General features: G+C 53.6%; 19 protein-coding genes. All 19 read right to left on the bottom strand.

Annotated elements, in window-relative coordinates; all coding sequences use genetic code 11:
- Positions 1–7: 7 nt before the first annotated feature.
- The gene (recA, locus tag NFR25_RS03810; RefSeq protein ID WP_251197920.1) at positions 8–1,060 is read right to left on the bottom strand and encodes a recombinase RecA; all 1,053 of its coding nucleotides are present in this window, start codon (positions 1,058–1,060) and stop codon (positions 8–10) included.
- A gap of 225 nt (positions 1,061–1,285) precedes the next feature.
- The gene (gene pgsA, locus NFR25_RS03805; protein ID WP_251197919.1) at positions 1,286–2,482 is read right to left on the bottom strand and encodes a CDP-diacylglycerol--glycerol-3-phosphate 3-phosphatidyltransferase; all 1,197 of its coding nucleotides are present in this window, start codon (positions 2,480–2,482) and stop codon (positions 1,286–1,288) included.
- Complete coding sequence (rimO, locus tag NFR25_RS03800) at positions 2,472–3,818, bottom strand: 30S ribosomal protein S12 methylthiotransferase RimO (RefSeq protein WP_251197918.1); 1,347 nt, start codon at positions 3,816–3,818, stop codon at positions 2,472–2,474. Before rimO ends, pgsA begins: the two co-directional genes overlap by 11 nt.
- A 9-nt stretch (positions 3,819–3,827) precedes the next feature.
- The gene (locus tag NFR25_RS03795; protein WP_251197917.1) at positions 3,828–4,325 is read right to left on the bottom strand and encodes a YajQ family cyclic di-GMP-binding protein; all 498 of its coding nucleotides are present in this window, start codon (positions 4,323–4,325) and stop codon (positions 3,828–3,830) included.
- Between the two features lie 32 nt (positions 4,326–4,357).
- On the bottom strand, positions 4,358–5,578 hold the full coding sequence (locus NFR25_RS03790) for a helix-turn-helix domain-containing protein (protein ID WP_251197916.1): 1,221 nt from the start codon (positions 5,576–5,578) through the stop codon (positions 4,358–4,360).
- Between the two features lie 20 nt (positions 5,579–5,598).
- Positions 5,599–8,133 carry an FtsK/SpoIIIE family DNA translocase gene (locus NFR25_RS03785; RefSeq protein WP_251197915.1) on the bottom strand — a complete coding sequence of 845 codons (2,535 nt, stop codon included), beginning with the start codon at positions 8,131–8,133 and terminating at the stop codon, positions 5,599–5,601.
- Positions 8,134–8,209: 76 nt separating this feature from the next.
- Positions 8,210–10,045, bottom strand: a complete 1,836-nt coding sequence (locus tag NFR25_RS03780) for a ribonuclease J (protein ID WP_251197914.1) — start codon at positions 10,043–10,045, stop codon at positions 8,210–8,212.
- 67 nt (positions 10,046–10,112) lie between these two features.
- Entirely contained in the window at positions 10,113–11,015 is a 903-nt protein-coding gene (gene dapA, locus NFR25_RS03775) for a 4-hydroxy-tetrahydrodipicolinate synthase (RefSeq protein WP_251197913.1), read from the bottom strand.
- A gap of 99 nt (positions 11,016–11,114) precedes the next feature.
- Positions 11,115–11,876, bottom strand: coding sequence for a 4-hydroxy-tetrahydrodipicolinate reductase (gene dapB / locus NFR25_RS03770; RefSeq protein ID WP_251197912.1), 762 nt, complete (start codon positions 11,874–11,876; stop codon positions 11,115–11,117).
- A gap of 29 nt (positions 11,877–11,905) precedes the next feature.
- Positions 11,906–12,157 (bottom strand): TIGR03905 family TSCPD domain-containing protein, encoded by a 252-nt coding sequence (locus NFR25_RS03765; protein WP_251197911.1) that lies wholly within the window; start codon positions 12,155–12,157, stop codon positions 11,906–11,908.
- A gap of 169 nt (positions 12,158–12,326) precedes the next feature.
- A complete protein-coding gene (locus NFR25_RS03760) occupies positions 12,327–14,486 on the bottom strand; it encodes a polyribonucleotide nucleotidyltransferase (RefSeq protein WP_251197910.1) in 2,160 nt (719 codons plus the stop codon).
- A gap of 147 nt (positions 14,487–14,633) precedes the next feature.
- Positions 14,634–14,921: a 30S ribosomal protein S15 gene (gene rpsO, locus NFR25_RS03755; RefSeq protein ID WP_022363707.1), complete on the bottom strand. Its 288-nt coding sequence runs from the start codon at positions 14,919–14,921 to the stop codon at positions 14,634–14,636.
- 345 nt (positions 14,922–15,266) lie between these two features.
- A complete protein-coding gene (recO, locus tag NFR25_RS03750; RefSeq protein ID WP_251197909.1) occupies positions 15,267–16,037 on the bottom strand; it encodes a DNA repair protein RecO in 771 nt (256 codons plus the stop codon).
- A gap of 6 nt (positions 16,038–16,043) precedes the next feature.
- Positions 16,044–16,952: a GTPase Era gene (gene era / locus NFR25_RS03745; RefSeq protein WP_251197908.1), complete on the bottom strand. Its 909-nt coding sequence runs from the start codon at positions 16,950–16,952 to the stop codon at positions 16,044–16,046.
- A 4-nt stretch (positions 16,953–16,956) separates the two neighbouring features.
- Complete coding sequence (locus NFR25_RS03740) at positions 16,957–17,343, bottom strand: diacylglycerol kinase family protein (protein ID WP_251197907.1); 387 nt, start codon at positions 17,341–17,343, stop codon at positions 16,957–16,959.
- A gap of 4 nt (positions 17,344–17,347) precedes the next feature.
- A complete protein-coding gene (gene ybeY, locus NFR25_RS03735) occupies positions 17,348–17,845 on the bottom strand; it encodes an rRNA maturation RNase YbeY (protein ID WP_251197906.1) in 498 nt (165 codons plus the stop codon).
- A gap of 9 nt (positions 17,846–17,854) precedes the next feature.
- Positions 17,855–18,820: a PhoH family protein gene (locus NFR25_RS03730; protein WP_251197905.1), complete on the bottom strand. Its 966-nt coding sequence runs from the start codon at positions 18,818–18,820 to the stop codon at positions 17,855–17,857.
- Positions 18,817–20,001, bottom strand: coding sequence for a MiaB/RimO family radical SAM methylthiotransferase (locus NFR25_RS03725; protein WP_251197904.1), 1,185 nt, complete (start codon positions 19,999–20,001; stop codon positions 18,817–18,819). Before NFR25_RS03725 ends, NFR25_RS03730 begins: the two co-directional genes overlap by 4 nt.
- 5 nt (positions 20,002–20,006) lie before the next feature.
- Entirely contained in the window at positions 20,007–20,807 is an 801-nt protein-coding gene (locus tag NFR25_RS03720) for an RsmE family RNA methyltransferase (RefSeq protein WP_251197903.1), read from the bottom strand.
- Positions 20,808–20,815: the final 8 nt, after the last annotated feature.

The raw sequence follows: 20,815 nt of genomic DNA, 5'->3' as shown, positions 1-20,815 counted from the left end.
GACCAGTTTAAGCTTCCACATCAGAGGGAGCGGGTTCTGGAGCGGCTTCAAGGGTGCCATTGCGATCGATGAGAGACAGACCGAAGTGTTCACGAACCTTATTCTCTATCTCGTTACGCAGATCTGGATTTTCCTTGAGCGTACGCTTCGCCGCATCACGACCCTGCCCCAGACGTTCCTCACCATAGTTGAACCATGAACCGCTCTTGTTGACGATGCCCGCCTCGACACCCATGTCGAGTACGCAGCCTTCACGCGAGATCCCTTCGCCATACATGAGATCGAATTCAGCTTGACGGAAAGGTGGAGCAACCTTGTTCTTCACGATCTTCGCACGCACGCGGTTGCCGATGAATTCGCCATCTTTCTTCATCGATTCGATTCGACGGATATCGATACGGACCGAAGAATAGAACTTGAGCGCACGGCCACCAGTAGTGGTCTCCGGATTACCGAACATGACGCCGATCTTCTCACGCAACTGATTGATGAAGATGCAGGTGGTATTGGACTTTGAAAGCGAACCCGTGAGCTTGCGCAATGCTTGGCTCATGAGACGCGCTTGCAGACCAACGGTAGTATCTCCCATTTCGCCTTCGATCTCTGCACGAGGGACAAGGGCTGCAACGGAGTCGATGACCACACAATCGATGGTACCGCTGCGTACGAGCAGGTCGCAGATCTCGAGCGCTTGTTCGCCGGTATCGGGCTGAGCAATGAGCAATTCATCGACATCAACACCCAAACGGGCTGCATAAACAGGATCAAGGGCATGCTCTGCATCGATGAACGCGACGATACCACCAGCAGCCTGCGCTTCAGCGATGATGTGAAGGGCAACGGTGGTCTTGCCGCTCGATTCAGGACCATAGATCTCGACGATACGGCCACGTGGCACTCCCCCGATACCTAATGCGATGTCGAGCGGCAGTGCACCCGTAGGGATCGCCTCTACTTGCAGTGCGGTGCTCTCGCCAAGGCGCATGATCGAACCTTTACCGAATTTGCGTTCGATCTCGTCAGTTGTGATCTTGAGCGTTGATTCTTTGTCCTTGATCATTGGTTCTCCTTATCAGAACTTGAGCTGATACATCATACGATAACCGAACAGGTGTTCGATTTCAATATCTCTACCTGAAATAATAGAGAGAGAACCTTAATAATTTTTGAAGAAAAACTCTCATCGAGCTCATATTTGTTTGAACTTTTCAGCAACAGGATAACGAATCGCCAGGTGAGAAGGCATCGTCCGATCAAGGATCACAGGAACGATCCAAGCGAGCGCTTAGATATTCTCGAGTGCCGCCTTGAACATCTCAAGGGCGTGAACGACCGTTTGCTGACGTATCTCATCGCGATCGCCATCGAAATGAAGCATTTCTGCGGAGGCTCCCGAAGGCCCATCGATGCCAAACCAGACTGTTCCGACGGGCTTTTCAGCGCTTCCTCCCCCAGGACCAGCAATGCCTGTAACCGCAACAGCGATAGTGGTGCTGAGATGCTTTCGCGACCCTTCAGCCATCGCTTTGGCAACGGGTTCGCTGACCGCACCATGCCGCTCGAGAGCGTCGGTTGGAACCCCGAGCACTGCATGCTTCACCTGATTGGAATAGCTAACGATACCGCCTTCAATCACCGCTGAACTGCCCGGAATAGCAGTGAGCGCACCAGCGATAAGGCCGCCCGTGCAACTCTCAGCGGTCGAGAGCTTCGCTCGCTTCTGCTCCGCGAGCACGATGACCTGCTTGGCAAGCTGAGCTGCTTCCGAGCTTCGCTTCGAGCCTTCATTACCAGGACCATCGGCCCTATAGCTTATGACCTCAGGTGTGCCTTTCTGTGTATCGCTTGGTGTGAAGCGAAGGATATTACGGCATTTCGCCAGGTAATCAACGAGTGAAACAACCGTGAGCGCAAGAGCGATAGCCATGAAGATCCAGGAGATGACATAGAGCGGACCCTCGATGGATGGGTCTTGGATGAAAGGCTGGGAGTCCTTCACGATGAACAACAAGATGGCGATGATCTGGAAGACCGTCTTTGCTTTACCATACCAGCTTGCTGCGACCACGACACCCTCAGAAGCCGCGAGCATGCGTAGACCAGACACGATGAATTCACGCGTAAGGATGACGAGTGCGACCCAGGCAGGGAGCACTTGAAGTTCGCAGAGCGCGAGCAATGCAGCAGCCACGAGGATCTTATCTGCAAGGGGATCCATGAATTTACCGAAGTTGGTCACTTCTCCCCTGCTGCGCGCAAGATAGCCATCCAGGGCATCGGTACAGGCGAGCACAGCGAAGAGCAGCGCCGCCAACCACGGCTTCACTGCTTCAGCTTCATCCCATTCGGGGAACCAGTCAGGCCAGGGGCTGATGATAGCGACGAAGAACACCGGTACCAGCAAGATACGAACCAAGGTAACGATGTTCGCGGGAGTCCAGATGGTGTTGGTGGGTTTAGTGGGTGAAGCTTTATCCTTCACAGGTGCCCTCCATTTCGTAATAGAGCGTGTCTTCGATCAGCACGGGCAAGACCTGGCCTGGAGTTCCCTTATCAAGATAGGTGACGCCATCAACGTCAGGTGCTTGGAATCCGCTTCGTCCCAGCAACTGCCCGTCTTCTTCCCAGCCAAGGACGAGCACATCAAGGGTCTGTCCGATGAAACGCTTGAGCTGACTCGAAGAAACAGTATCAGCCAGTTCGCGAAGCGTACGCAACCGCTCTTGTTTGGTGTCTTCATCGACCCGATCGGGCAATTCGGCTGCGCGGGTCCCATCTTCAGGTGAGAAAGCGAATACGCCTACATAATCGAAATCGGTCTCGGAGACGAAATCGCAGAGTGCATCGAATTGCTCTTCGGTCTCACCTGGATAACCTACGATATAGGTGGTACGCAGTGCGACCTCGGGCAAGATGGTTCTGATCCGATCGATGAGCTGCAAGAATTCTTCGCGCGAGCCTTGACGATTCATAGATTTCAAAAGCGATCGATCGACATGCTGGAAGGGGATATCGAGGTAATTGCAGATGTTCTCATGGGAAGCGATGGTGGCTAAGAGCTCTTCGCTCACGTGCTCAGGCTGAATGTAGAGCACGCGAAACCATGTTCCTGGGAAAGAGGATGCAAGTGAGTCAAGAAGACTTGCGAGCGTTCGCTTCGGTTCAAGATCGCTGCCCCAGATGCCCGTATCTTGTGCGATCAGAACGACCTCGACCACTCCCTGTTCAACCAGCTGCTGAACTTCTTCATGAATGGATTCATACGTAAAGCTGTGGTAGCGTCCACGGATGAAGGGGATCGCACAGAAAGAGCAGAATCGGTCGCATCCATCTGATATCTTCACATAGGCACTTGGGGCGGTGGTAAGACGCGAAGTGCGCGCGATAGATCCAGTGGTATCTTCGGTGCGCGAGTCTCGAACGATACCGAAGAGCTGATCGAGCGTGGCAACGATAGCCGTCTCGTCTTTGCACGGAATGAATGCCTGGGCCTCGCTCAGTTCAGATTCGAGATCATCGCCAAAGCGGCTTGGAAGACAGCCTGTTACCACGAGCTTCGTGCGTCCATCAGCAACGCTCGGTAGTCCTGCAGCGTCAAAGATGGTATCGAGACTCTCTTCGATCGCTTCGCGCAAGAACGAGCAGGTATTCACAATGATGGCATCGAGCCGTGCTTCTCCCCCATCGATCGCTTCAGGCGATAGGTCTTCCCAATCGAGCACCTCATAGCCTGCTTGGACAAGACGAGCGGTCATATGCGCCGTATCTACCTCGTTCTTGGCACAACCTAGCGTGATGAAGGATACTCGTTTGGACATGAAGCAAGCCTAGCGATAATTGTTGAATTGGAGCGGTTGACCGTAGTCCTGCTCTTTCAAGAATGCGATGACTTCTTGGAGCGTATCGAGCTTAGGACCCGAAACACGAAGCTTATCGCCTTCGATGGTGACCTTCACCTTGAGCTTCGTGGCCTTGATATCCTTGTTGATCTTGCTGGCAGTTTCCTTGTCGATGCCATCAACGATGGTGGCGGTCTGCTTCACGGTACCGCCAGAAGCTGCCTCGACCTTGCCCCAAGATACCGCACCAAGATCGATGCCGCGTTTGACGAGCTTCGAGCTGATGATGTCGATGACCTGTTTCGCTACGAAATCACTCGGTGCATTGATGGTGAGCGTCTTGTTCGCCTTATCGAGCGAGATGGTGGCACCTGAGTCCTTCAGGTCGTAGCGCTGAGCGATCTCTTTGGTGGCCTGGCCATATGCGTTGTCGACTTCTTGGATGTCAACCTGCGATACGACGTCGAAGCTAGAATCTTTTGCCATGGATTATCCTTTCGATTCAGGTGCTCGTGGGGTTAGTCGCCCGAGCGGCTGGAATTGGTGGAATTCGAAGATGACCCAGAGTTCGAACTGTTGGAATTGCTCGAACTGTTATTACTGGTCGAGGTGGGTGTCGTGCTTGGAGTGGTGGTCGATCCTGTTGAGGTGCCCGTGGTAGAGGTTGTTGACCCCGCAGGTCGTTGTACTTCAGGATGATCGGCGTACCACTTATTCAATATCTCGTTGAAATTGAAGGTGACGCTCGCAACGCCACGGCTGTTCTCTTCAAGGGTCTGTTCTTCCCCATCGACCTTGAGCACCAGGTTATTCGGGTTTGAAGTGACGAACTTGATCGTGCCCGAGCTGGTGTAGGTTTGGGAAGCCTGGCCCGTAACATCGCCCGCCTCTTTGGTCTTCCCGTCCACGATCACTTCGATATAGGCAGTCTTACCAGCTTCGACCTCATAGGTGAGCGTGAAGTCAGTGGGAGCCACGGCGGCAGGTTGTGTCTCTTCTCCCTGGCCTTCGCCATCTTGGTTCTCGATCCCCGTAACAGGAATATTCTGCACATCTTGATCGTTTCCAGAGCATGAGACGACCGAGGCGATGATGGCGATGAGGATGATGACGACGATCGCGCCGCCGATGATGACCGGAAGCATGTTTCGCGGTGCATGGCCCATACCACGCGCTGGATTGGCGTAGAGGTTCACGTATTTGCCGTCAGGGATAGCTTCACGTCGCGCAGGATGCAGCTGTGGATCGTCATTGCGGTTGAGCCGAGCTGCAGCGCGAGCGCGAGCTGCCGAGGCGCGTGAAACATCGTCAGGAGTATCGGAATAGATACGACGGCCGTTCTGCCTTGTCGTGCCATCATCGATGCGCTGACGCGTGGAAGAAACAGCCTTGAATTGATTGGTAGGTTGACGCTTGCCAGGACGCGAGGTGGCTTGCGAGGTGTTGCGGTGCATATAGCGATTCTCGATAGCATTCTGGTGAGCGCGACCGATCTGGTTCGCATAGCTTTCGTCCAGATACATGCGCGTGACATCGTTAGCGTTCAAGCCAAGGAAACGCGCATAGGCGTTGATCATGTTGCGCGAATAGCCGCGTGGTGGCATTCGTTCGAAATCACTGTTCTCGATAGCCTCAAGGATGTCGGGGCGAATTCGCAAACGACGCGACACCGTGGTGAGCTCATAACCTTTCGAGATGCGTGCCTCTTTGAGCACACTGCCAAAACTGATATGGTTCACAGATGACCCTCCAGGTAGTGTTAGTCATTTTCCTCAAGAGCGCGGAGCGATTCGAGTTCGACCGGATCGACGAGCACTTCACGAGGTTTGGAGCCATTGGGCGGACCAACGATTCCTTTTGCTTCGAGTAAATCCATTATACGACCTGCACGGGAATAACCAACGCTCAAACGTCGTTGAAGGTTGGAAGTGGAGCCCATGCCCGATGAGCACACGATCTCGGCAGCATCCCAGAACAAGGGGTCTTCTCCCCCAGCACTTCCGCCACTTCCATCAGGTGCAGTGTCGCCCAAGGTGATGAGATTGGTCTTCAGGATGTCATGGTGGTATTCGGGTTCACCCTGTTCTTTGAGGTGTTCGACTACTGCTGTGATCTCGTCTTCGGAGACGAAGCAGCCTTGGATGCGCTGTGGTTTTGCCAGTTCAGGCTTGGAAAGCAGCAAGTCACCCAGGCCGATGAGGTTCTCGGCACCAGGGGTATCGAGCACAACACGCGAGTCGATGCCCGATGCTACGTTGAAGGCGATTCGATTGGTGATATTGGCTTTGATGAGGCCCGTGACCACGTTGGTGGAAGGACGCTGCGTAGCTACGATAAGGTGAATACCTGCTGCACGAGCAAGCTGCGCCAAGCGCGAGATGGAGAATTCGACTTCCTTGCCTACATTCATCATGAGGTCAGCAAGCTCATCAATGATGATGACGATATAAGGCAATTCCTCGAGCAGCTGGGTGTTCTCTGGATCCTTTTCGTAAGCTTTGATCGACTCTTGAGCTTTGGCGTTATATTGACCGATGTTGCGCGCACCGATCTTCGAAAAATCCTTAAGACGCTTCTCCATCTCTGCGACCGCCCAGGAAAGCGCGCTCGCAGCTTCACGAGCTTCGGTGACCACGGGTACATACAGGTGCGGGATGCCGTTATAGGGTGTGAACTCGACGCGTTTGGGGTCGATCATGATGAAGCGTACTTCTGCAGGGGTCGCGCGCATAAGTATGGACATGATGAAGCCATTGATGGCCACCGATTTACCAGAGCCTGTGGTACCACCGATGAGTAGATGTGGCATGGTGGCCAGGTCAGAAACGATGCGCTCGCCCTCTACGTCCTTACCGATAGCTATCTCGAGCGGGCCTCCTGTGGCATCCTTGAGCACATCGCCCAGGTAAACGGTTTGACGCACTTGATTCGGTACTTCGATACCAACGTAGTTCGTGCCAGGGATCGGAGCGAAGATGCGCACGCCAGGGGATGCGAGCGCAAGAGCGATATCGTCGGTAAGGTTCGAAACACGGTTCACGCGTACGCCTGAAGGAAGATCGACCTTGAAGAGCGTGACCGTAGGGCCAGCGACCCAACCGACCACATCGGCATCGACGCCGAAATCGTGCAGGGTGTCTTCGAGATTCTGTGCGACCATCTTGAGCGTTGCATCGGTCTCAGATTTGGCATCAGCAGCAGAGCTAACGTTGAGCAGATCGAACGGTGGCAGCTCGAAACCATCCATGGGCTTAGGGATTGCAGTTGGAGTCTTCGGTCTCTTCTTCTTAGCTGGAGCAGAGGCTGCTTTCTCTACCGCATCATTGACCGCATCCGTGTCGAGCACGATGGTCTTTTGGTCGTTCTTCGAAGGTTCTACTGCGTCATCGAGCTTGCGTTTGCGCGGGCCGAGCTTACGAGTGAGCGCTTGCGCGTCTTTTGCGTTATCGTGATCGAGTACGATGGTCTGATCTGCAGCGTGCTTGCCAGCGGGAGCCTGAACAGGCATCTGATCTGCAATATTAGGTAACTTATTCGGATCGATCGCCTTCTTCGATATGCGGCGTCGTGGAAGGCCATTCTGGTCTTGGGTATGAGCGAGATTCATGCGAGCGAAAAGAGCTTCGGCGCTCTCTTCTTGCTCTTCGCGTGCGAGGCGCTCTTCACGGATACGTTCCAAGGCGGCTGAGATCGAGAAGCCGATGATGAGGATGCCCACGATGAACAACCCGATGATGAGGATCAGCGTTACGGTGAAGCCGAAGAGGCGCAAGAACACCCAAGCAAAGGCACCACCGCAATAGCCGCCAAAGCTGGTCAGATAGAGTGGGCTGAATACGATGTTCGGATCCGATTCCGCGTTCGGGATCATGGTCGAGAACAAGGTGAGCAACGTAAGGAAGATGATGAGCGAACCCAATGCCGTGCGCGCGGGCACCAACCCTGCATCGAAGCGCACTAAATAAGAGATAGCCACGGCGAGCAAGAAGAATGGCAAGATGTAAGCACCGATACCGAAAGCACTATGAAGCCCTACCCCAAGCAGTGAGGTGACCATGCCATCGGCAGGGAGCAGCGCCGTGATGAATAGCGCGACTGCCAACACCGCAAGCACGACACCTACGATGTCATGCTTGGTACGAGAATCGAGCAGCTCTTGCTTCGGAGCGGCTGAGGACTTCTTGTAATTACCAGGTTTTCCCTTGATGGCACCTTGGGTCGAGCGCTTCTGAGCAGAACCCTTGGATCTTTTCTGGGAAGTAGAACGGGTGCGATTGTTTTGCGTTCGCGCCATAAAACCTTTCCTTAGTGTGTTTAGAGTGCGTTCGTGTAAGGTTTCTTCGTTAACTAGTTCTTCATCGAATTATAGACTAAAGCTCAAGGATGTTCACGATGACCAGCGGTCTTTGGTTCGTACGCTCCCACAGTACCGAAAGGAGCGCACTACGTGCCACTTTCTTCGTTTCCTTCCAGGATTCTTGCTTGGAAAGCGACCGCTTGATCGCGCTTGAAACTGCATTCTGAACAGCCTTCACAAGCTCGTGATCATCGCCGCCAGGGATGCCGTGCATCTCGACCACAACAGGTGAGATGAGCTCATGTTTCGATCGGTCGATCGCGCAAGCGATGCTCGCAACACCTTGAGCGCCCAGGCTCGATCGCTCATGGAGCACGGCCTCAGAGGTATCTCCAACGCTCAATCCATCTACCAAGACGATGCCGCTCGGTACCGCCTCTCCGATCTTGATTCCCTGGGGGCTCAGTTCGATGGATTCGCCGTTTTCCAAGATATAGATATTCTCTGCTTCAACACCCGTGTCCTTTGCAAGGTTCGCATGGGCGCGCAGGTGGGTCGCTTCGCCATGAACGGGCAAGAATGCCTGCGGACGTACGATCGAGAGCACCAATTTCAACTCTTCGGCGCCAGCATGGCCAGAAACATGGACACGAGCGCGCGACTTATCGTACACATCGGCACCGATCTTCGCCAAAGAATTGACCACGCGAGTAACGGCCTTTTCATTACCGGGAACCGGCGTTGCCGAGATGATGACCGTATCCCCTTCTTCGATGGAGATGGTCTTATGGTTGCCGCCAGCGATACGTGCAAGGGCCGAGAGCGGCTCGCCTTGCGAACCAGTGCACATGACCACATAGCTATCAGGTGGCATACCTTTCAGGTCATAAGCATCGATGATGTCGTTGTCGGAGATATTCAAGTAACCCAAGCGACGAGCGATGTCAGTGTTCTGCACCATGGAGCGGCCGGTGACTGCCACCTTGCGACCATTCTTGACCGCCGCGTCGCAGATCTGCTGCATACGATGGATGTGAGATGCGAACGAGGCCACGATCACGCGACCCTTAGCGCCCGAGATGATGGTATCGAGAGCTTTGCCCACTTCAGCCTCAGAGGGTGTGAAGTTAGGGTTGGTAGCGTTGGTCGAGTCAGAGAGCATCAGATCAACGCCTTCTTTCGAGAAGCGCGCTAGGGCGGCGAAGTCGGTCTGGATGCCGTCGATCGGAGACTGGTCGAGCTTGAAGTCGCCCATGTGCAAAACGTTGCCTGCAGGAGAGCGATAGAACACGCCTACCGCATCGGGGATCGAATGGTTCACCGAGAAGAATTCAGCCTTGATGCAACCAAGATCGATGACCTGGCCAGGCTTCACTTCGCAAAGCTTGGCGTTCTTGATCTTGTGTTCCTTCAGCTTGCCTTCGATAAGTCCGAGCGTGAGCTTGGTAGCATAGATAGGCACCTGACGGTCCAGGTCCTTCAAAAGATACGGCAACGCGCCAGTGTGGTCTTCGTGCCCGTGCGTGATGATGATGCCGCGAAGCTTGTCAGCATTTTCAAGCACATAGGTATAGTCGGGCAAGATAAGGTCGATGCCAGGATGGTCGTCGTCAGGGAACATCAGACCTGCGTCATCGAGCACCATGTCATTCTTGCACTCGAACACGGTCATGTTCTTACCGATAGCATCAAGACCGCCCAAAGGAATGATGCGCAGTACTGCTTTAGGGTCGCGCTTTTCCTGAGCCGGCTTACGACGGCGCGGCTTCTTCTTGCTGTTATTGTTGTTGCTCTGTTTAGAGTCGTTTACTTTTGAAAGCTTGGGGCGCTTTCGTTCAAGCTGAACGTGCTTGACAGTTTCATTGTTGCGTTTCTTCTGGTTCTTCGATTCTGTCTTCTCTTGCGCCATTTCCTCTCATTTCTAAACAAGTGACTCCCCTCTTATGGCTGATGAAGGGCTTGTTTTTCGATAGCGATTATTCCAATACGCCTACTTGGCGCATTACTTCTTCCAATTCTGCCGACTGTTCAGGTGTGGCATTGACGAGCGGCAAGCGTACGCCACCAACAGGGAATCCGAGCAAGTTGAGCGCTTCTTTGACCATGATGGGATTCGAGGTGATGAACAGCTCGTCCATGAGTGGCATCAACGCTTCGTTAGCTTGCGCTGCAGCTTCGAAATTACCAGCTGCACACAGATCGACGATCTCTTTCATGCGTGCTGGTGCAACGTTGCCGATAGTGGAGATAACGCCAGCGCCACCGAGCTTCATCATGTCGTAGGTGAGCGCATCGTCTCCTGAGTAGACATCGAAACCTGCGGGAGCATTTTCGATGATGGTGGCAACCTGTTCTAGATCACCTGACGCTTCCTTGATGGCCACGATGTTCTCTACATCATTGGCAAGACGAAGGGTGGTCTCAGCGGTCATATTGATAACGCAACGACCCGGGATATTGTAAAGGATGCAGGGAAGATCGACCGCATTCGCGATGGTCTTGAAATGCTGATACAAGCCTTCTTGAGGAGGCTTGTTGTAATACGGTACCACCAGCATGAAACCGTCGACTCCGAGCTTCTGTACATCACGTGCGAAATCCACCGTATCAGCAGTGCAATTATCTCCAACGTTGGCGATGACGGGAACCTGGCCATCGATCTCGCCCACGACCGCTTCGAAGAGCTGCATCTTCTGAGGATAGAAGACCGTGGGGCTTTCGCCTGTGGTGCCATTGATGATGAGCGCATCAGCTCCCCCATCGACCAGGCGACGAGCGAGCGCACGAGCTTGTTTCAGGTCAAGTTCCAGGTTCTGATCGAAAGGAGTGACCATTGCCGGGATCATGCGTCCGAAACGAGGCTCTGTTGCTGCTGACATCTCTTCTCCTAACCACGCGGCCCTGTGACCGCATTCAACGTGTGTAGCTCAACGTGCCTGAGAAATCTTTTCTCATTATCGCACGAGTTGCCGTTGGTCTTACATAAAGTTCTCTAAACCGACAATAAGACCGCTTAGTTCACCAACGCTGCGAATACCAAGGATGACACCAGGCATGTACGAGGTGCGATCCCATGAATCGTGCTTGATGGTAAGGGTCTGCCCCATCGAGCCGAAGATGACCTCTTGAGAGGCAACATAACCCATCGAACGAACCGAATGCACGGGAACTCCTGCCACGAGCGCGCCGCGAGCGCCTTCGCAGCCCGCGTTCTCGGTTTCCTTACCAGGTGCTTCGCTATTGCGACCACGTGCTTCTTGGATGATCTCTGCAGTGCGGATAGCGGTGCCGCTCGGAGCATCCTTCTTATTGCAGTGATGGAACTCGATCACTTCGGCTTCTGGGAAATAAGGTGCTGCTGCCTTCGCGAATTCCATCATCAATACAGCACCTGTGGTGAAGTTCGGTGCATAGAACAGGCAGGTGCCTTCAGCAGCGGAATCAGCCAAGGCTTGGAGCGTGTCGTTGGTCATGCCAGTGGTGCCTACCACGCAATCGACCCCCGCGGGCAGGGCGCGCTCGAGCGTCTTTGCCACTACATCAGGCTGGGTAAAATCGACGAGCACGTCGATCTGGGATTCTTCGATGGCTTCATCGATGGTTCGGTAGACCGCAAAGGGTTGATCGGTCATATATGGATCGATACCGCAGATGACCTGCATGCCGTCTGCTTCAGTGACCGCATCGACGACCGCCGATCCCATGCGTCCTGAATACCCTGCTACTGCTACGTTGATCATGGATAACCTTCCTTTTGATGCGAGCACGCTTAAAGTGCGTTCAATGCTTCTTCGAGTGCGATGGAGAGCTGATCGGGACAGCTGGTCGACTTGTTCCCGCAGGTGATACCCTTCAAGGTCTCGATGACCTCGGTTGCTGGGCGACCGACCACCAAACGTGAGATGCCCTGAAGATTGCCATTGCATCCGCCCTGGAATGAAACAGCGGTGATGATGCCTGCGTCATCGATATCGAAGTCGATGGTTCGTGCACAGGTGCCTGAGGTTTTGAAGCTATACATTGCATTGCTCCTTCACTGGAGACTTCTGTAGTGTGAAGTTGATGGTATTAGTTTAGTCCATTTACGAACAAACGATGATCCGCGCAGGGGTTTTACTAGACGAACACAACAAAAAGCCCCTTGACGCGTGCAAGGGGCTTTGATGAGCAGAAGCTAGAGAAGTTCGTGCTTAGTTATGACGGCGACGGGGCTTGCGATCGTTGCTCTTGTTGCCGTTATGGTCGCCACGGGGAGCGTCACTCTTAACGTCGGGCTTGTCCAAGCGGTCGAGTGAGATCTTGCCATTGTCGCCCACCTCGATCACTTCAACGCGTACGGTGTCGCCGATGTTCATGACATCTTCGACCTTAGCTACACGACCATTCGCCATGCGAGAGATATGGAGCAGGCCGTCCTTGCCCGGAGTAAGGCGGATGAAAGCGCCGAAGTCCTTGATGCCAACAACCTCGCCTTCGTAGATCTCCCCTACCTCGGGAACCTTCACGATGCCAAGGATGGCTTCGCGTGCAGCGTCGCCGCTTTCGGCGTTGGTAGAAGCGATATGGACCGTACCGTCTTCTTGGATCTCGATGGTGGCACCCGTTTCTTCCTGAAGACCACGAATGACCTTACCACCTGCACCGATGACGTCACGGATCTTGTCGACCGGGATATGGATGGTCTCGATATGAGGTGCGTAGGGAGAAAGTTCAGCGCGTGGCTCTGCGATAGCTTCGAGCATGGCATTCATGATGAATGCACGGCCTTCTTTAGCCTGATTGAGCGCGCGAGCAAGGATGTCAACAGAAAGACCGCGAGCCTTGTTGTCCATCTGCAATGCGGTGATGCCCTTAGCGGTACCGCAGACCTTGAAGTCCATGTCGCCCAGGAAGTCTTCAAGACCCTGGATGTCGGAGAGGATGACGATATCATCGCCTTCCTTGATAAGACCCATGGCGATACCAGCAACGGGAGCCTTGATAGGTACACCAGCATCCATCAGAGCGAGCGTAGAACCGCAGGTAGAAGCCATGGATGAAGAGCCGTTCGATTCGAGCACCTCGGAAACGACGCGGATAGCATAAGGGAATTCGTCCTCATCGGGAAGAACTGGAAGGATAGCGCGTTCTGCGAGCGCGCCATGACCGATCTCGCGACGCTTAGGAGCGCCCATGCGGCCTACTTCACCGGTGCAATAGGGCGGGAAGTTGTACTGGTGCATATAGCGCTTGCCTTCTTCGGGCCAAATGGTGTCAAGGCGCTGCCATTCGTTGAGCATACCGAGTGTACATACGGAAAGTGCCTGGGTCTGACCGCGCTGGAACAGACCAGAACCATGAACACGCGGTAGATAGCCTGCTACGATGTGCAGCGGGCGGATCTCGGTAGAGCTACGGCCGTCAGCGCGTTCACCCGTCTCGATGACCATAGCGCGCATCGCGTGCTTCTCAAGTGATTTCAGTGCAGCGGCGATATCGGAGCCCCAAGCAGCGCGTTCTTCTTCGGTGAATTCGTTTTCCTTGATGGAAGCCTTCAATTCGTCGACCTTAGCCATGCGAGCATGCTTGTCGGCATCCTTGAGTGCTGCACTCATCTGATCGAAGAACTTGTCAACACGCTCAGCGATCGAAGGATCAGCAACATGAACAGGCCATTCCTTGGGTTCGGGAGCAACTTCAGCAAGGAATGCGCTCTGCTGCTCGCAGAATGCTTTGATAGCTTCCTGACCAAAGGTCATAGCAGCCAACATGTCGTCTTCAGAGATCTCTTTCGCGCCTGCTTCGACCATGGAGATATAGTCTGCAGTACCAGCGATGGTCAGTTCCAGATCGGAATTCTCATCCTCTTCGAGGGTAGGATTCACGATGAATTCGCCAGTCTCAACATTGCGGCCGATGCGTACGCAAGCTGCTGGACCATCGAAGGGAGCGCTCGCGCACATGAGCGCAGCGGATGCACCCATGACTGAGATGGTATCAGGTAGATTCTCGCCATCGAGCACGAGCGGGGTTGCGACGATGTGAACTTCCTGCTTGAAGCCATCAGCGAAGCCAGGACGGATCGGACGGTCGATCATACGAGCAGTGAGGATGCCGTGGTCAGAAGGCTTTGCCTCACGCTTGAGGTAACCGCCAGGAATGCGACCGACCGCATACATCTTCTCGATGAAGTCGACGGTGAGCGGGAAGAAGTCGAAGTCCTTCTCAGAGTCGGAGATGACTGCAGTGACCAGCACTGTAGTGTCGCCCTGAGTGACAACGACCGCACCAGATGCCTGCTTAGCAAGCTCGCCTGTCGAGATCGAGTACTCTTTGCCGTAGAGTTCGAAGGTCTTGGTGATTTTCTTCATATTCTTTCTCTTCCTTCTTCCTTCATGCCGTATTGCGATGAAGCTTCTTCGTGTTCGGAAGAACACACGAGCAGCATCGTCTCTACGATGCCGACCGCTTATACACAAAAGCCCGCGAAACGCGGGCTAGTGATGCTAGGACTAAGACTAGATGTTGTCGCGGATACCGAGCTTCTTGATGAGTTCACGATACTCGAGAATGTCGCGATTCTTGATGTAGACCAAAAGACGACGGCGCTTACCAACCAACATGAGCAAGCCGCGACGAGTGTGATGATCCTTAGGATGCTCTTTCAGATGCTCGGTGAGGTTGCGGATACGCTCGGTGAGGATAGCCACCTGAACCTCTGCGCTGCCGGAGTCCTGAGCGTTCTTGCCGTACTCTGCGATGAGCTCTGCAGTACGCTCTTTGGAGATGCTGTCCTTGTTTGCCATGATTTCCACCTTTCTTCGTTTCATGCCTTGCGAACTGAGCCCATAAGCGGTGGTGCATATGAGCTAAGTACCAAGCCACTGTTTTCACAGCCGCTCTATTGTATATATAACGTCCAGCACGAACAACCCAAATTCACGCGAACGGCACATTAGCAAGAAAATCTTTTGGGGTGCTGCGGCTGCAGGGTAAGGGTGGATAATTTACCCGCTACCCTGCTCATGATTGGGGACGCTCTCCAGTATTTTTATGCGAACCAGCTTTCAGCTGGTCCTATCTTTTCGATCTAGTGTTCAGGGTGAATCTACGACCCTACCCCCTGCATCCCCGATGATTGTGCACAGCATTTAGCTCATAGGGAGGATGTTCTTGAATAGGAAGGTGATCGAGCGCATGCGGATGCCAAGGTGAAGGTTGATCCATTCGTTCACGAAGCGAAACGCGCTTGCAAGCGTTTGGTCGGGGATCTGAAAGGTGCAGACTTCGTCGAGCGTGGAATAGAGCAGCACATGACACCACAGGAGCATCTGAGCGTCTAGAAGAGTGGTCTCATGGTGAGGAGTGCACTGAGAACAGACCGATCCACCATCGAAATAGGAAAGAGATTGAACCCCTTGATGGGCCAGATCAAGAGCGCTTCCACATTCGATGCACTCTTGGAAGGTGGGACGAAAACCAAGGAATGCAAGGGTCTTCAAGAGTGCGGCAAGTGTGATAGTGAGTGGGTTTTCATGAGTCTCACCAAGACTCTTGAGCGAGCGGACAGCCAGGTCGAACAGTCGCGGTGTTGGTTGGTCTTCGAACGTTGCTTTGCTCAGGAGCTCGACCAAAGGAGAAGCAGCGCTCGAGAGGATGAAATCGCTGCGCAGGTCGCTATTGCCCTCGATAAGGCGCGCTTCTTTCACGATGTCAAGCGAGCGGCCTTGAGCGAGCAGCAGCGTTGCCACCGAGAACAATTCCAGCCTGGAAGCAAAGCTTGATGTGGGCTTTCGTGCGCCTTTCGCTACTGCTTTGCGTAGTGAGCCATCTTTAGTGAGCAGCGTGACGATAACGTCGCTTTCGCCTAGCTTGGTACGTCTCAATACGAGCGCAGTGATGGTCTCGGTAGGAGAAGCCACAGGACCCTAGGCGCCTTCGCCATACCCGAAGCGACGAATCAGATTAAGATCGCGACGCCAGTTCTTCTTAACTTTCACCTGCAGATCGAGGAACACCTTCGTGCCCAATAAGGATTCCAGATCCTTGCGCGCTTCGATGCCGATATGCTTGATGGTGCGACCGCCCTTCCCTACCAAGATCCCCTTTTGAGAATCGCGCTCGACATAGATGGTGGCGAAGATACGATACAGATCCTTCTTGCGGTCGTAGCTCATCTCATCCACTACAACACCGATAGCATGAGGAACTTCATCGTGGACGGTGAAGAGGATCTTCTCGCGGATGAACTCGGCGATGATGACCTCTTGTGGCTGATCGGTCTGCATATCTGCAGGGAACCATAGTGGTCCTTCAGGTAGATAAGAGACGACGGTATCTATGAATTCGTCCACATGATAACCAGTGACTGCACTGAGCACGATAGTGTCATCCCACTCCATAAGTTCGTTCGCTTTGGCGATCTGTGCTTCGATCTGGTCTTCGGTGGCGAGGTCAGATTTGGATATGACCAAGATCTTCGGAGTGTTCTTGACCGCCTTGAGCTGCGTGATGACCCATTCATCCCCTCGTCCAAGTGGCTCGTGAGCATCGAGTAGGAACGCGATCACATCGATGCCTTCGAGCGACTTCAATGCAGTAGTGTTCAGCTCTTCACCAAGCGCATCATGGGGTTTGTGGACGCCAGGCGTATCCACGATGATGAGTTGATAATCGTCCGTGGTCTTGATCGCACGAAAACGATGGCGTGTGGTCTGTGCGGTGGGAGAAGCGATGGCGTATTTTTGATCCATGATGGCATTGAGCAGCGTTGATTTGCCTGCATTCGGGCGTCCGAGCAACGTGACGAAACCTGATCTGAAATCCTTGTTATCCATGAGACTACGCTCCAAAGAGAAGGGCTAGCAATTTCGGAATGAAGATGATGCAGCCAACAACGAATGCTGCTATAGCGAAGAGTAATACGGCTCCTGCAGCACAATCCTTCGCTTTACCTGCAAGTACGTGATATTCAGGACTGACCAGGTCAACGATATGCTCGATAGCGGTATTGAAGGCTTCTCCACCCAGGACAAGTCCGAAGCAGACCAACACGACGAGCCACTCGAGCGTGCTGATGCTGCAAATAAGACCAAGTACGATAGTGAACAGCGCGAAGACCATATCGATACGGAAATTGCGCTCCTTGCTCGCAAGAGCCACGCCCTTGAGCGCGCAACGGACCGCATCGATGAAGGTGAACTTCTTATTATCGTCAGGCATGGTCATAGAGCTAAGCGTCCTTTTCGGTCTGCATCGCATCCGATGCTGGACGGATACCGCCGAACCAGGCTTTGAGCAGCTGGTCCTCTAAAGCTTCCATCTCTTCGGCTTCAGCATCTTCGATATGATCATAGCCGCAAAGGTGGAGCAGCCCATGGGTGAGCAAGAGGCTCACCTCTTCTTCGAGCGAAGTGCCGAATTCTTCAGTCTGCGCCACGGCAACATCGGTAGCGATGATCACATCCCCCAGCTCATATTCAGCAACTTCCTCAAGGGACTCGTCTTCGAAAGGGACATTGTCACATTCGAAGGAGAGCACATCGGTAGGCTTATCCATACCGCGATAGTCGCGATTCAATTCGTGGATGCGATCATTGTCTACGAAAGTGATCGATACGCTCGTGTTCTGTGGGTAGTTCAACTCGGTCAGCACATATTGCGCGAGCGCTTTAAGGGGTAACGCGTTGAGCTGCTGCTTTCCATGGTCGATTCGAAGAGCGATATCCATACCAGTGCCTTAGAGTCGCAGGTTCTTCGCTTCGGCCTGAGCGTAGGCAGCGATGATCTTGGAAACGAGGGAATTGCGCACCACATCACGGTTGTGGAATTCGATGAAGCCGATCTCATCGATACCTTCGAGCACTTGGCGCACGGTCTTGAGACCTGATATGCCCTTGGGTAGGTCTGTCTGTGTGATATCACCCGTGATGACCATCTTCGAACCCATGCCCAAACGCGTGATGAACATCTTCATCTGTTGAGGCGTGGTATTCTGCGCCTCATCAAGGATGATGAAGCTGTCGTTCAGGGTACGACCGCGCATGAACGCGAGCGGAGCTATCTCGATGACACCATCAGCGATGAGCTTGTTGGCGCGGACGGGGTCCATCATGTCGAAGAGCGCGTCATAGAGCGGCCGGATATAGGGGTCGATCTTCTCCGTGAGCGTACCAGGCAAGAAGCCTAGGTTCTCCCCCGCCTCGACGACAGGACGCGTGAGCAATAGACGGCCCACCTCTTTTCGATTGAGCGCCGCAATGGCCATAGCCATAGCAAGATAGGTCTTACCTGTGCCAGCAGGACCGATACCGAACGTGATGATCTTTTGGCGGATGTAGTCCAGGTATTCCTTTTGCATAGGCGTCTTCGGCCTGATGACACGCCCTTTATAAGAGAGCACCACATCGTTATGGAGTTCCTTGGGTGCATATTCGCCTTCATGGAGCAGCGCGAGCGCGCGCTTGATCGATTCGATATCGGGATCGCTGCCTTGCTCGATGTCGGATAGCAGATCAGATACGAGCGTTGTGATAGAGCTCACTTCGATGGGCGATCCCTCGATCTCGATAGAAGTGCCTCGTACCGTGATGCGCGACTGGAAGGCATCTTGGATGAAGCGGAGATTCTCATCCCCTGCGCCAAGCAACGATGCGAGCACGGTATGGTTGTTCAGATTGATGGTCTGTTTGGTAAGTTCACTCATGCTCTCATGATACAAGATGAATCGACTGCTGTTAAGGAAAGGGGCACGAGGCTGCCAACTTGAAGATCGGCAGGAACCTCGACACGAAAATAGGATTCGCTCGTGCCGATCCCGGGCTGTTCGATGAGGATCTCTTCGATCGTGCCGATACGTCGTTGGGCATCACGTAAGCGCAGCTCATCGGCAAGATCGAACAGTGTTCGTAGGCGCTGCTCCTTTATTCGTGGGTCGATCTGATCGCTACGCGCAGCTGCTGGAGTTCCCTCACGCATGGAATAACGAAAAGCATGGATCTTCGAGAAGCGAGCATGCTTCGCCATCTTGAGGGTCTCGTGATAATCATCGTCGGTCTCTCCTGGGAATCCGACGATGATGTCAGTGGAAAGCGAAAGCTCAGGCATTGCGGCGTAGAGTCGATCGACCAATTTGCCATAGAATGCAGCGTTATAGGGTCTGTTCATCTCGGAGAGCACCTTGCTCGAACCCGCCTGGAGTGGCACGTGAAGATGTCGGCAGATACGTCCTTGGGCATTTGCCATCAGATCGATGGTGCGATCGCTGATCGAGCATGGTTCGATGGATGAGATACGGAAGCGCATTTCATCCGTGCTCTCAAGCAACAGCTCGAGCAGATCGTCAAGGTGACTAGATTCGTAGCTATATGAACCCAGGTCGATCCCTGAGAGCATCACTTCATGGATACCAGCAGCTTCGAGCGCTCGCACCTCGCTACGTATCTCGTCTAGCGGGCGTGACCATGCCTTGCCGCGTGCGATATGGACGATGCAATACGTACAAGCATGGTTGCAACCATCCTGCACCTTGACTGAAACGCGCTGCGGAAACAGCTCTCCTACGCGTAAGGCATCGCTACCGCGAGTGAGCTTGTCCTTTTGAACAACGCTGATGCGCGGATCAAGTCCTTGATAGAATCCTGGATCGATGACAGCAGCGCAACCTGTCACGATCACTGAAGCATGAAGATTCTCGCGAAGAGCGTGTCGAACCGCTTTGCGGGTCTTCTTCTCGGCATCGCCAGTCACGGTGCATGTGTTGATGATGATGGTATCGGCCTCTTCTTCGCCTACGAGACTATTGCCTTGAGCGAGCAGGTTAGCCGTGATGGCATCGGATTCTGCTTTGTTCACCTTACAGCCAAGGTTCACGACATGAAACTTCATGGTTGCTATCCTTGGGCTTTGTCTTGCGTAAGCGCGCGCAGCTGGCTAAGTACGAGCGCACATGAGACCACGCCAGCAGTTTCAGTGCGAAGGATCGTGGGTCCAAGCGAGACCATGAATACGCGAGCAGTGCTCTGTTCGATACGGTCTACCTCGTCTGGCGCTATGCCACCTTCTGGACCGATAACGATCCAGATGCGCGAAGCACCTACGAGCGTCTTTGCTGTTTCATGGTCCGAAAAGAGTTCAACGACCCCCTGTTCAAGCGGAGCTTCTTCCCAAAAGAGAAGGACAGCATCATCGGATCGCCACTGGTCGACAATCTGAGAAAGCTCAAGGAACGGGAACACTTCAGGAAGCGAAGTGCGCCCCGACTGCATGCTCGCATTACGAGCAATGGATGCAAAGCGCAGCGCGCGCTTCTCTGCTTTCTTTTGGTCGAGCTGCACGATGCTGCGATCCATCACCGTAGGCACGAAGCCTGCTATGCCAAGCTCGGTAGCCTGACGAAGCACGGTATCCATCTTCTCGCCCTTGGCTAAACCTTGGACCAGATAGACGCACGCGTTGTTGCGAGGCTGGTCAAGATGCTGCGCGATCCTTACCCACAGCTCCCCGTCACGAATATCAACGATCTCGACCTCGAAATAATCACTACTCTTATCCACAACGGCAATGTGTTCGCCCACTTCAAGACGCAATGCCTTTACGTGCTTGCGATCATCAGGATCGAGCTGAAGCTGAAACGAGTCATGTGTTTCGGCTTCTAAAGATGGATTTGAACAAAAGAGCTGATGAAGGGACATGGGTGCAC

It is taken from the genome of Anaerotardibacter muris, assembly GCF_943192915.1.
GTDB lineage: Bacteria > Actinomycetota > Coriobacteriia > Coriobacteriales > Eggerthellaceae > Anaerotardibacter > Anaerotardibacter muris.
Note: the sequence above shows the minus strand (reverse complement) of the source record. Positions and strands in the feature narration are given on the sequence as shown.

What these genes read in the sequence shown, in the direction of transcription:
- NFR25_RS03795 (WP_251197917.1), bottom strand. Translation starts at nt 4,325, where the DNA reads ATGGCAAAAGATTCTAGCTTCGACGTCGTATCGCAGGTTGACATCCAA.
- NFR25_RS03785 (WP_251197915.1), bottom strand. Translation starts at nt 8,133, where the DNA reads ATGGCGCGAACGCAAAACAATCGCACCCGTTCTACTTCCCAGAAAAGA.
- era (WP_251197908.1), bottom strand. Translation starts at nt 16,952, where the DNA reads ATGGATAACAAGGATTTCAGATCAGGTTTCGTCACGTTGCTCGGACGC.
- NFR25_RS03740 (WP_251197907.1), bottom strand. Translation starts at nt 17,343, where the DNA reads ATGACCATGCCTGACGATAATAAGAAGTTCACCTTCATCGATGCGGTC.
- NFR25_RS03780 (WP_251197914.1), bottom strand. Translation starts at nt 10,045, where the DNA reads ATGGCGCAAGAGAAGACAGAATCGAAGAACCAGAAGAAACGCAACAAT.
- rimO (WP_251197918.1), bottom strand. Translation starts at nt 3,818, where the DNA reads ATGTCCAAACGAGTATCCTTCATCACGCTAGGTTGTGCCAAGAACGAG.
- NFR25_RS03760 (WP_251197910.1), bottom strand. Translation starts at nt 14,486, where the DNA reads ATGAAGAAAATCACCAAGACCTTCGAACTCTACGGCAAAGAGTACTCG.
- dapA (WP_251197913.1), bottom strand. Translation starts at nt 11,015, where the DNA reads ATGTCAGCAGCAACAGAGCCTCGTTTCGGACGCATGATCCCGGCAATG.
- NFR25_RS03730 (WP_251197905.1), bottom strand. Translation starts at nt 18,820, where the DNA reads ATGAGTGAACTTACCAAACAGACCATCAATCTGAACAACCATACCGTG.
- NFR25_RS03720 (WP_251197903.1), bottom strand. Translation starts at nt 20,807, where the DNA reads ATGTCCCTTCATCAGCTCTTTTGTTCAAATCCATCTTTAGAAGCCGAA.
- NFR25_RS03725 (WP_251197904.1), bottom strand. Translation starts at nt 20,001, where the DNA reads ATGAAGTTTCATGTCGTGAACCTTGGCTGTAAGGTGAACAAAGCAGAA.
- ybeY (WP_251197906.1), bottom strand. Translation starts at nt 17,845, where the DNA reads ATGGATATCGCTCTTCGAATCGACCATGGAAAGCAGCAGCTCAACGCG.
- dapB (WP_251197912.1), bottom strand. Translation starts at nt 11,876, where the DNA reads ATGATCAACGTAGCAGTAGCAGGGTATTCAGGACGCATGGGATCGGCG.
- NFR25_RS03765 (WP_251197911.1), bottom strand. Translation starts at nt 12,157, where the DNA reads ATGTATAGCTTCAAAACCTCAGGCACCTGTGCACGAACCATCGACTTC.
- rpsO (WP_022363707.1), bottom strand. Translation starts at nt 14,921, where the DNA reads ATGGCAAACAAGGACAGCATCTCCAAAGAGCGTACTGCAGAGCTCATC.
- recA (WP_251197920.1), bottom strand. Translation starts at nt 1,060, where the DNA reads ATGATCAAGGACAAAGAATCAACGCTCAAGATCACAACTGACGAGATC.